This is a genomic window from Algibacillus agarilyticus (assembly GCF_003286125.1).
In the GTDB taxonomy this organism is placed as follows: domain Bacteria; phylum Pseudomonadota; class Gammaproteobacteria; order Enterobacterales; family Alteromonadaceae; genus Algibacillus; species Algibacillus agarilyticus.
On the sequence record NZ_QMED01000008.1, the window covers coordinates 59,176 to 71,205 of the forward strand.

The 12,030-nt window shown below is 38.6% G+C and carries 8 protein-coding genes and 1 tRNA gene; 8 read left to right on the top strand and 1 reads right to left on the bottom strand.

Annotated elements, in window-relative coordinates; genetic code table 11:
* Positions 1–108: 108 nt before the first annotated feature.
* Positions 109–1,887 carry an HAD-IIB family hydrolase gene (locus tag DPX34_RS08395; RefSeq protein ID WP_111977966.1) on the top strand — a complete coding sequence of 593 codons (1,779 nt, stop codon included), beginning with the start codon at positions 109–111 and terminating at the stop codon, positions 1,885–1,887.
* Between the two features lie 17 nt (positions 1,888–1,904).
* Positions 1,905–3,122 (top strand): glycosyltransferase family protein, encoded by a 1,218-nt coding sequence (locus tag DPX34_RS08400; RefSeq protein ID WP_111977967.1) that lies wholly within the window; start codon positions 1,905–1,907, stop codon positions 3,120–3,122.
* Between the two features lie 34 nt (positions 3,123–3,156).
* Here DPX34_RS08400 and DPX34_RS08405 read toward each other — a convergent pair whose 3' ends face one another.
* Positions 3,157–4,482, bottom strand: a complete 1,326-nt coding sequence (locus DPX34_RS08405; RefSeq protein ID WP_111977968.1) for a PAS domain-containing sensor histidine kinase — start codon at positions 4,480–4,482, stop codon at positions 3,157–3,159.
* A gap of 218 nt (positions 4,483–4,700) precedes the next feature.
* On the opposite strand from DPX34_RS08405, the gene DPX34_RS08410 reads away from it, so the two are divergent.
* From DPX34_RS08410 to DPX34_RS08435, 6 genes are all read left to right on the top strand, one after another.
* Positions 4,701–6,239: a DUF3369 domain-containing protein gene (locus tag DPX34_RS08410; protein WP_111977969.1), complete on the top strand. Its 1,539-nt coding sequence runs from the start codon at positions 4,701–4,703 to the stop codon at positions 6,237–6,239.
* A 521-nt stretch (positions 6,240–6,760) separates the two neighbouring features.
* Entirely contained in the window at positions 6,761–8,146 is a 1,386-nt protein-coding gene (locus DPX34_RS08415; protein ID WP_111977970.1) for a CmpA/NrtA family ABC transporter substrate-binding protein, read from the top strand.
* 160 nt (positions 8,147–8,306) lie between these two features.
* Positions 8,307–9,293, top strand: coding sequence for an ABC transporter permease (locus DPX34_RS08420; protein ID WP_111977971.1), 987 nt, complete (start codon positions 8,307–8,309; stop codon positions 9,291–9,293).
* 82 nt (positions 9,294–9,375) lie between these two features.
* Positions 9,376–10,224 carry an ABC transporter ATP-binding protein gene (locus DPX34_RS08425; RefSeq protein WP_111977972.1) on the top strand — a complete coding sequence of 283 codons (849 nt, stop codon included), beginning with the start codon at positions 9,376–9,378 and terminating at the stop codon, positions 10,222–10,224.
* Positions 10,225–10,275: 51 nt separating this feature from the next.
* Complete coding sequence (locus DPX34_RS08430) at positions 10,276–11,454, top strand: alginate export family protein (RefSeq protein ID WP_111977973.1); 1,179 nt, start codon at positions 10,276–10,278, stop codon at positions 11,452–11,454.
* Between the two features lie 222 nt (positions 11,455–11,676).
* A tRNA-Ile gene (locus tag DPX34_RS08435) sits at positions 11,677–11,753 on the top strand.
* Positions 11,754–12,030 lie beyond the last annotated feature (277 nt).

Here is a 12,030-nt window from a genome sequence, read left to right on the forward strand (position 1 = left end):
CTCAAAACAACCTAACCAATTGATTTTAAACAAATAAAAAAAACTGGACACGATTTTGCTACGTGTTAATCCAGCGAACGAAAACCACAGGCAGAGGCAGCAAAGGTCATGATTAAACAACCAGCGAGCATGGATACGCAATTTCAAAGTGAGCTATTTACTCAACAATTTGAGCGTTTTTTGAATAAGTCACATTACCCTCAATCATTAGCAAAGCAATTGCATGGCGTGTACTACCCACTTGCTTCATATTGCAATAAGCTGCATCAAAACCGCCCAATTGTGATTGGTGTTAACGGTACACAAGGCTCAGGAAAATCGACATTATGCTCAATGCTGAAGTGGTTATTAAGTGAAGCCTTTAATAAAAAAGCACTCGTAGTTTCAATTGATGATTTGTACTTAACAAAAAAAGAACGACAAACACTCGCAGATAATATTCACCCTCTGTTAGCAACACGCGGCGTACCTGGCACCCATGACGTAACGCTAGGCGCCAAGATCATCAAACAATTAAAAAACTCAACGGCCACAGATGATTTTAACTGTGCTATTCCGGTATTTAACAAAGCCATAGACGATCGCGCTGATGCTGATCAATGGCAACAAATAACCGAACAGCCCGATATTATTTTTCTAGAAGGTTGGTGCGTTAATAGCCAAGCCGTTAATGACTGCGAGCTCGATACACCGCTTAACCAATTAGAAAAAGATGAAGATGAATATGCCATATGGCGCACTTGGGTAAACCGTCAACTACGCAGCGTTTACCCTGAATTATTTGATTTGATCGATGTAAATATATTAATGAAAGCGCCCAGTTTTGAGCATGTTGTAGACTGGCGTGTAAAACAAGAACAAAGGTTAAAAAGTTTACAAGGGGCAGATGCTGGCATGTCTAACGTTGAAATAGAACGTTTCATTCAGCACTTTCAGCGTATCACTGAAACAAACTTACTCACTTTAAGTAAAAAATCAGATGCCATACTCGAAATAGATGAACATCAAAAAGTAACACATATTGCACTACCCCATAAACCCAATGAAAAATTTACACACTGGTTAATGTATTCAGATTTAGACGGCTCATTTTTAGATCACCATGACTACAACTACCAAGCTGCCTTACCTGCGTTTAATAAATTACGCCAACTCAATATTCCCGTTATCTTTAATACCAGTAAAACCTTTGCCGAAGTGGCGGCATTTAATATTGAACTCGACAACGACGCAGGATTTGTTATTGAAAACGGCAGCATGGTTTGCTTACCCGAACACATAAAAATACCAGAGTATCTATTACCCGATGTGCAGGTTAATCAGTACGAAAATTATCACTTGATTAATTTAGGTACAAGCGTGCAAACCATTACCAGCACCTTAAAAAGCCTAAAACAGCAATACGCTTTTAAGTTTACGGGGTTTAGTGAATTAAGCGCCATAGAGGTTGCCGAATTAACATCGTTGCCGTTACACAAAGCTAAATTGGCAAAAAAACGTTATGCGAGCGAGCCGTTAGTTTGGCAAGACACCGATAAAGCACTAAAAAAATTCAGTTCAGAATTAAAAAAGCAGAAGTTAACGTTACTCAAAGGCGGTCGTTTTTATCATGTATTAGGTGAAGTAAATAAAGCAACAGCCGTAAATTGGTTAACTCAACTGTATGCGATCAATAATCCATACGTCAATTGGAACACATTATCAGCAGGCGATAGTCCCAACGATTTCGCGATGCTATCAGAAACAGATATAGCTATTTGCATTCGAGATGCGCAAGGACAACACCTTGAGCTAACGAGCTCCAACCTACAAATCAACCCCGTTACACACGGTTCACAAGGTTGGTGTGAGGGCGTAATGCAAGCAACCGATATTATTTTAAGTTAACGTTCAGGAGAACTAGCATGGGTGATTTTCATCAAAGCGGTACTATAACAACATTACATAATTTAGCCGATAGAACGACTGAAGACTTAGAAAGAGAGTTAATGGGCTTTTCACGCACAATGCCAATGACACTCGTTTTACCTTCACTTTATTCAGAATTAGAAACCGATGCACTTGAGGGCATCATACAAGAACTTAAAGATGTACCTTATTTAAATCAAATTATTGTCGGGCTAGACCGCGCAACTAAAGAAGAGTTTGAACACGCCAAAGAATACTTTGGCCGACTGTCACAAAATTTAAAAATACTCTGGAATGATGGGCCGAGATTACGCGCTATCGATGACAAACTGCAAAAACTTGAGCTTGCCCCAAAAGAAGCAGGTAAAGGTCGAAATGTTTGGTATTGCTATGGTTATGCGCTTGCACAAGGTAATTCTAAAGTTGTCGCTATGCATGACTGCGATATTAAAACTTATGATCGCGGCTTACTTGCTCGCTTAATTTACCCGGTCGCAAACCCCAACTTCCGTTATCAATTCTCAAAGGGCTATTATGCCCGCTACGCCGATGGCAAGCTTAATGGCCGTGTATGTCGATTGTTGGTCACGCCTTTATTGCGTGCACTAAAACAAGTTTGCGGTTCAAACGAGTACCTAGAATATCTAGACAGCTTTAAATATTCTTTATCCGGTGAATTTGCTTTACGCACCGATGTGATCAGTAATTTACGTATTCCGAGTGATTGGGGTTTAGAGATCGGTGTGTTATCAGAGCTATATCGTAATTATAACGAGCGCAACATTTGCCAAGTCGACATTTCTGATTGCTACGATCATAAACATCAACCGCTATCAAAAGAAGATACGAATACGGGCTTATCTAAAATGAGCACCGATATTACTAAAGCCGTATTCAGAAAGTTAGCCACCAATGGCTTTGTTTTCACCGAAGAGCACTTTAGAACGATAAAAGCCTGTTATTTCAGAAATGCGTTAGACTTTGTTGAAATGTATTACAACGATGCAATGTTTAATGGCTTAACAATAGACCGGCACGGTGAAGAGGAAGCGGTAGAATTATTTGCCAAAAATATTGTTGAAGCCGGTCAACAATATTTAGAAAATCCAATGGCAACCCCTTTTATTCCAAGTTGGAATAGAATAAAAGCCGCTGAACCTGATGTTTTTGAGCAACTTTATGATGCCGTAGAACTCGACAACTCAGACTATTAATTAGCCGCATTCACTCACAGAATGCTTAAGTTGATTAATAAAGGTCAATGTCGCGAGGTAATCGAATGTAAAATTCGATTCCTTGCTCTTGCCAGCTGTTGGCAATAATTTGGCCTTTTAATTTTTGCGTAATGAGATTATAAACAATATGCATACCTAACCCCGTATTACCGCCCGATCGATTAGTGGTATAAAACGGTTCAAATAACTTAAATAAGTTTTCAGGCACCACCCCTTTTCCATTATCTTTATACAAAATCAATATTTCATCGTCGCCACACAGTGAAACTTCAATGCACATTTCTCCCGTATCGCGTCCAATAAAAGCGTGCGTTAACGAGTTCAACACTAAATTAATAATAATTTGCGAAATAGCCCCCGGAAAACTACGCATTTCAATGGGAGCAGGTTTAATAAACGATAAGATAAAAGGTTTATTTTTTAATTTAGGTTTTAATGTTTCCAGCGTATCAGACAATAACTCAACAAGCTCAAATCCATGTGAAAGCTCAGAAGATTGCTCAACAGAAACTTGCTTAAAACTTTTAATGAGCTCACTCGCCCGACTGACATTAGATAACGCTAAATCAATACTCTCATTAGTTTCAGCAAAAAGGCTTTCAAGATCTTTTCGACTAAAATTACCTTCTTTATATTTTTTTTCAATAATTTGAGATCGGGTTTGCAAATGACTTAACGCCGTAACACAAATGCCCAAAGGCGTATTAACTTCATGGGCAACCCCCGCAACCATACCGCCTAAAGCAGCCATTTTTTCCGATTCAACCAATTGAGCCTGTGCTTGCTGTAACTCTAAAATACCGTCTGCGACTTCTTGATAAGAACGATTTAACTCCGCGGTACGTTCAACAACTCGGCTTTCGAGTTCAAGCGTTAATTCGGATAAGTTGCTTTCAACTTCGTGCAATGCCGCAATGCTTTGCACGCTTCCCGCGATCACGTCATCGGTTGTAATGCCATTATCAGTTTTGTAATTAGCAAACGAATCTGATTTTATTTTCCGCCCACTAAAAACAACCCATTCCCATTCCTCACGCTGAGCTAAATCTAATATACGACAACGCACATCAATCACTTTGCCGTCATTTTCTAAGGCTTGCATAATAACATCATAAGCATTGTCTATATCATCAGGGTGCATAAACGTGGCGAGTGTTTTTTTCTCTAACCACTCTGATTGATACTCTTTACAAACCCCATGACTCGCCACATAAGTAAAGTATAATTGTCGAGTTAAGTTTATCTCCCAAAAAATGGTTTGTGTGGTTTGCATAGCCAAAGCAAGCCGTGCTTCAAACTCAAGAATTTTAGGTGCTCTCTCGTTTTGCTGATTTGTCATAATATCCAGCTAAAAAAATTACAATAACTCCTTATAAAATAGTCCATTTTTTTATTCACCGTTACTTAGCATTAACAATTAACCAGCTAAAGCTCACTTTTTGTACAAAATAGACATTAAATAATTAAAAAATGCCGATAAAAGTTAAACCGCTTGAGGTAGTTTTTTTTTAACCTTTGTCTATACTTTTTAACACAGTGTGTGAGTAGGTTAATTTAATGAACGGTGATTTTCTCTTTTGTGACGCAGGTGAACCAGAAGAACTCAAAAATAAGGCGGTTCGCAGTTGGAAAGTTCTCATTGTAGATGATGAAGCTGATGTGCACCAAGTCACAAAGTTGGTGCTACGAAATTTTGAGCTCGATGGTGCCACACTTGAATTTATCAATGCCTATTCAGGTGAAGAAGCCAAAGAAATCTTAAAAGAGAATACCGATATATCGGTCGCCTTTGTTGATGTTGTTATGGAAACTAACCATGCAGGGTTAGATTTAGTTAAATACATTAGAGAAGACTTAAACAACAAATTAATCCGTTTAATTTTACGCACAGGTCAACCAGGGCAAGCACCTGAAGAAGCTGTCATTCGTGACTTCGACATCAATGATTACAAAAACAAAACAGAACTAACCGATATAAAACTAAAAACCCTCATGTATGCCACACTGCGCTCTTATCGTGATTTAAACATGATCCAGCAGCATCGCATAGGCCTTGAGAAAATAATAGCATCTACCATTAACTTTTTAGAATGCGATACTTTAAAAGAGTTTGGCTCTGTTGTTTTAGAACAAGTCGCTTATATTTTAGGGTTACAAAACGATAAAATTTATTGCTGTGTTGCCGTAAACAATGACCAAAGCAGCACAGACTTTAGAATTCTCGCATTATCAGATCCAGATTCGTCCTCTGCTACTTATGCAAATGAAATACCTGGTGACGTGCAAGCCTGGTTTGAAAAAGCCCACTTTAATAAACAATCAATTCGAGGCGACAGCAACTTTATCGGCTACTTTACAACTCAACGCGGCCTCGAAAACTTGCTTTATGTCAGCAACAATGAAGAACTTGATCAAACTCAACACAACTTACTAGAATTTTTCTCAAATAACATTGCGGTGGCTTATGACAATATCCGTTTACGTGAAGTGATCAAGGATTCACAAAAAGAATTGAGTTACATTTTAGGCGAAGCTGTAGAGAAGCGCTCAAAAGAAACGGGCAGCCACGTTAAACGCGTCGCTAATTTCAGCTATATGCTCGCAAGCTTATCCGGTTTAGACAAAACACAATGTGAACACATTAAACTAGCGTCTCCTTTGCATGATGTCGGTAAAGTCGGCATTCCGGATCGGGTTCTCAATAAACCGGCTAAATTAGACAAAGAAGAATGGGCTATCATGCAAACGCACGCCAAACTAGGGTATGACGTGTTAAATCAATCAAATAATGAAATACTGCAACTTGGCGCTCAAATAGCCTATCAGCACCATGAAAAATACGACGGCACGGGCTACCCACAAGGCCTAAAAGGAGAAGATATACACATTGTCGGTCGTATTACCGCGTTAGCCGATGTATTTGATGCACTCGCGAGTGAGCGTTGTTATAAGCCTGCCTGGCCACTTAAAAAAGTATTAAAACTATTAAGAGAAGAAAGAGGAAAACATTTTGATCCTAAATTAGTCGACTTATTACTCGATAATTTAGATGATTTTATTGCGATTCGAGACGCATTTCCCGATCCAAATGACTAATACTTGAATTAATTTATTCAATAGCACTAATTAAGTGCAAACCTAATTTGGTGCATCTGGTTACTTTATAACCGGCCGTATTATCCACTTTAACAAATCAATATCTGTTACTTAAAAAAGCAACCGAATACCGCATAACTAATTGATTTTTATATAAATAAAATAAAAACCTATAGTGGAAAATCCTATTTTATATATAACGAAATAATCAAATACCAGTCTACTTTTGAAACATTAGTAATATACGATAAGTGCAAACCTCGCACTTACAACGCGCATAGCAAAAGCATCAAAACCTAACAAAAAAACAAAAAAACAAAAAACAAACCTAAGTCATTGATTTTAAATACCTTTTAAAAACTGGCACACCATGTGCAAGAGCCTAATCAGTTACAATTTATAAGTATCTGATACAAAGGCGTATCAATTAGATACAAGGCATCGAAGCCCACTAGAGTTAACCCGCGCAAGCGAGTTCAGCTCAGTGGGCTTTTTTCGTTTTTATAGGTAGGAGAATATAAATGCAGCTTACTAAGCGCTTTGTTAAAAAAACAATAAAATCACTTGCAACGCTTTCAGCGATCGCAACTTTTGCTCTAGCTCCATCAGCATGGGCGGCATTAGGCGAGCCAGAAAAAGAAGATTTAAAATTTGGTTTCATTAAATTAACCGATATGGCACCACTTGCGATTGCATACGAAAAAGGCTACTTCGAAGATGAAGGTCTTTACGTGAGTATTGAAGCACAAGCCAACTGGAAAGTATTACTCGACCGCGTAATCGATGGCCAATTAGACGGCGCACACATGCTAGCCGGTCAACCATTAGGCGCTACAATCGGTTTTGGTACACAAGCCGATATCATCACAGCCTTCAGCATGGATTTAAACGGTAACGGTATAACGGTTTCGAATGAAATTTGGAAACAAATGAAGAAACATGTACCACATAAAGACGGTAAACCTGTGCACCCTATCAAAGCGGATTATTTAAAACCCGTTATCGATAAATATAAGGCAGAAGGCAAGCCTTTCAATATGGGTATGGTATTTCCAGTATCAACGCATAACTATGAACTTCGTTACTGGTTAGCAGCGGGTGGCATCCATCCTGGTTTTTACGCACCCACTAAAGGCGATATTTCAGGTCAAGTCAGTGCAGATGCATTATTGTCTGTTACACCGCCACCACAAATGCCTGCAACAATGGAAGCCGGCACTATTTATGGTTACTGCGTAGGTGAACCATGGAATCAACAAGCCGTATTTAAAGGTATTGGTGTACCGGTTATTACCGATTACGAAATTTGGAAAAACAACCCAGAAAAAGTATTTGGTGTAAGCAAAACATGGGCAGAAAAATACCCTAATACACATGCTCGCGTAGTTAAAGCGATGATCAGAGCTGCAATGTGGCTTGATGAAAACAACAATGCTAACCGCCCAGAAGCAGTGAAAATTCTATCTAAAAGCAAATATGTTGGTGCTGACTACGACGTTATCGCCAACAGCATGACAGGTACATTTGAATATGAAAAAGGTGACAAACGTGAAGTACCTGATTTCAACGTATTCTTCCGTTATAACGCAACTTACCCGTTCTACTCAGATGCAATTTGGTATTTAACGCAAATGCGTCGTTGGGGTCAAATTGGCGAGCACAAACCTGATTCATGGTACATGGATATCGCGAAAAAAGTTTATCGTCCTGATATCTATGCGTTAGCGGCTAAAGATTTAATAGCCGAAGGTTTAGCAAAACCATCTGACTTCCCTAACTTTAAAACGGAAACTGGCTTTAAACCCACGCAAACTGAGTTCATTGATGGCATTGCATATGATGGTACAAAACCAAATGCATACATTGAAAGCTTAAAAATTGGTTTAAAAACGAAAGATAAAATGTAAAAGGAACAGCTTGGGTTGGTTTTAAGGATAAAACACAACAACCCAAGCCACTTGCACCACATAGTCACTTGAATCAAATAAGACAATACGTAATAGCAAATGACGCTATTACTCCTGCACAAGCAGGCACTAACAAAGGCGTTAATCGTAAGGATCGACAATGAGTACAATAGCAAAAATTACAATGCCAGAAATTAAAACATTCTTAAGCAGCGATATAGTCCAATTATGGACTCGCATAGCCCTTTTACCTATCACCGGCATCGTCGTGTTTTTATTCTGCTGGCACATTATGGCTAAAAGCATTGATACCTCATTAGGTCAATTTCCAGGTCCTTCACAAACCTTTGAACAAGCTAAAACCTTAATTGCAGAACACAATGAAGAAAGAGCACAAGAGGTCAAGTTTCACGAACGCCAAGAAGCACGTAATCAAAAGAAATTAGCTAAAAACCCAGATGCAAAAGTTAAAACACGCCCTTACACAGGCAAGCCAACATTTGTTGATCAAATCTGGACCAGTTTATTCACCGTATTAGTCGGCTTTATTATCGCTTCGATTATAGCGGTACCTTTAGGCATAGCTTGTGGCTTAAGCCAAAGCACCTACGCAGCAATTAATCCATTAATACAATTATTTAAGCCTGTATCACCACTTGCTTGGTTACCCCTTATTACCATGGTTGTGAGTGCCGTATATGTGAGTGATGACCCGACATTTTCAAAATCATTCGTAACATCAGCGTTAACCGTTGCGTTATGTTCTTTATGGCCAACATTGATCAACACCGCAGTGGGTGTATCAAATATTCCACAAGATTTAAAAAATGTGAGTAAAGTTTTACGTTTAGGTCGCTTTAGTCATATTGCAAAAATAGTGATGCCTTGTTCAATCCCTATGATTTTTACCGGCTTACGTTTATCGCTAGGTATAGGCTGGATGGTACTTATCGCTGCTGAAATGCTAGCGCAAAATCCAGGTTTAGGTAAGTTTGTATGGGACGAGTTCCAAAACGGTAGCTCTAATTCATTAGCTCGCATCATGGTGGCAGTACTGGTTATCGGTGTTATCGGGTTTGCTTTAGACCGCATCATGTTAACAATTCAAAAACATGTTAGCTGGGACAAAAACGCCAACTTACGTTAATCCGTCACAAACTTAACTAATAATCTAATTATTCAGTAGCGCTACGAAAACAGGCGCTACTCAGAAAACACAGAGGTACATCATGACTACTGAAAACGCTCACTTACTTATTACAAAATGCGGTATCGAATTTCCAACGCCAAAAGGTCCTTTTAGAGCATTACGCGATGTCGATTTATCTATAAAAAAGGGTGAATTTGTTTCACTTATTGGTCACTCTGGCTGTGGTAAATCAACGGTACTTAACATAGTCGCCGGCTTATATGAAGCAACCGAAGGCGGCGTATTACTAAACAATAAAGAAGTCAACGCACCAGGTCCTGAACGCGCAGTTGTTTTCCAAAACCACTCTTTATTACCTTGGTTAACCTCTTATGAAAATGTGGAATTAGCCGTTAAGCAATGCTTTGGTAAAACCATGAGCAAAGCCGAAATTAAAGAATGGGTAAATCACAATTTAGAGCTTGTACACATGACGCACGCTGCAGATAAACGCCCGGATGAAATATCAGGCGGCATGAAACAGCGTGTAGGTATTGCTCGTGCTTTATCGATGAAACCAGAAGTTCTATTAATGGATGAACCTTTTGGTGCATTAGATGCATTAACCCGAGCACATTTACAAGATTCTTTGATCGAGATCCAAAAAGAGCTTGGAAATACCGTTATTATGATCACCCATGATGTAGACGAAGCCGTATTACTGTCTGATCGTATTGTTATGATGACAAATGGCCCAGCCGCAACCATAGGAGACATTTTAGAAATTGATCTGCCTAAGCCGCGTAACCGCTTAGAATTAGCTGAAGATCCTAAATACGTACATTACCGCTCTGAAGTATTGCGATTCTTATACGAAAAACAACGTAAAGTAGAGCCAATTGAAGCAAAAAAAGAATCTAAAAAAGCGTCTTCAACAGAAGCTGCATAACTTAAAAAAATCAAACAAATTTAAATTTTACAAACTTAGGGAAACTATCCAATGAAAACACTTAAAAATACATTATTAGGTACATCAGTAACGTTATTAGCTTTAGCTGTAAACCCAGCTGCTTACGCAGCAGACAAATACACTGACGCATTAATTGGCGGTAAAGTAGCAGGTGATATTAATTTACGCTTTGAAGGTGTGGATCAAGATAATGCAGCTAAAAATGCAACAGCATTAACCGCTCGTACACGCTTAACTTATACAACAGGCACGGTTGATGGTTTCTCTGCTGTGTTTGGCGTATCAAATACATTTGCTATTTTAGACAACTATAACGATACCAACGGTAAAAACACAGAATACTCTGTTGTTGCAGATCCAGAGACAACAGAAATCGATCAAGGCTACATTCAATATAGTGCAGACGGTATAACAGCAAAACTAGGTAACCAAGTTGTTACTTTTGATGGCCATCGTCATGTTGGTCATGTGGGTTGGCGTCAAGACCGTCAAACATTTGATGGTTTAAGTGTTAAATATGCAGCAGACAAATTTGAAGCTAACTACGCTTACTTTAATCAACGTAACCGTATTTTTGGTGAAGGAAAAGATATTGATTCACAAGATCACTTAATTAATCTTTCATACAAAACCAGTGCTGGTAAATTAGTGGGTTATTCATACATGTTAGAAAATGAAAACCCAGGTGCTGAAAACACAATAGATACCTATGGTGTTAGCTTTACCGGTAAATCTGGCGACTTTTTATATTCAGCTGAATTAGCAACTCAAACTAAAGAAGCAGGCGGCGCTGAGATGGATGCTGATTACCTATTCTTAGAAGCCGGTTATGTGATCAATGGCTACACCGCTAAATTAGGTTACGAATCATTAGGTTCTGATAACGGCACGCATGGTTTTGCAACACCATTAGCAACCTTACACAAATTTAACGGTTGGTCAGATCAATTTTTAGGTACACCAGCGGGTGGCTTAGTTGATATTTACGGTAGTGTCGCCACAAAAGCGATGGGCGGTAAAGTCGTAGCAGCTTATCACTTATTTGATTCTGATGTAGGCAGTGTCGATTTAGGCTCAGAACTTAACGTGTTATATGCTAAAAAATTAACTGACGTCTATTCTGGTGGTGTTAAATTAGCCATGTATTCTGCTGGTGATATTAAAGTGGATACAAACAAATTATGGGTTTGGGTTGGCGCTAAATTCTAATTTAGGCTAAAACCAACTGACGACGAAGCCCCATTAATTGGGGCTTTAGCGTATATTAGATAACCAAAACAATAATAAAACACTCACGTTAAGAACGAATAATCGACAGAGTGACTATTATTTAAGCAATTGAATTACAAACTTAAAAAAGTGGGTGACAAGGTTAAAAATGTAACTTATACTTCGCCGCACTTTTATGCTTTAGCATAGAAATTTGAAAATGGGCCTTTAGCTCAGTTGGTTAGAGCACCCGACTCATAATCGGTAGGTCCCCAGTTCAAGTCTGGGAAGGCCCACCATTTTCAACATCTAAGACGCTATCATGCGTCTTTTTTTGTACCTAAAATTTGTTTCAAAATATAACCTCTATTTACCCATCCCTATTTTCACTACTCAAATGTCATAATAAATACACATCAATTGACTATTACACGCCAACTTTAAGTGCAAAATAAGCGAACTAAAGCTAAATTAGCTGACCACCTCTCATTAATTTAAATTTTTTTTAATTAATGCCAAAAATATTAATTATCAATTAAATCACTAACTTAATAACTCGATTCTTTAGTAAATACC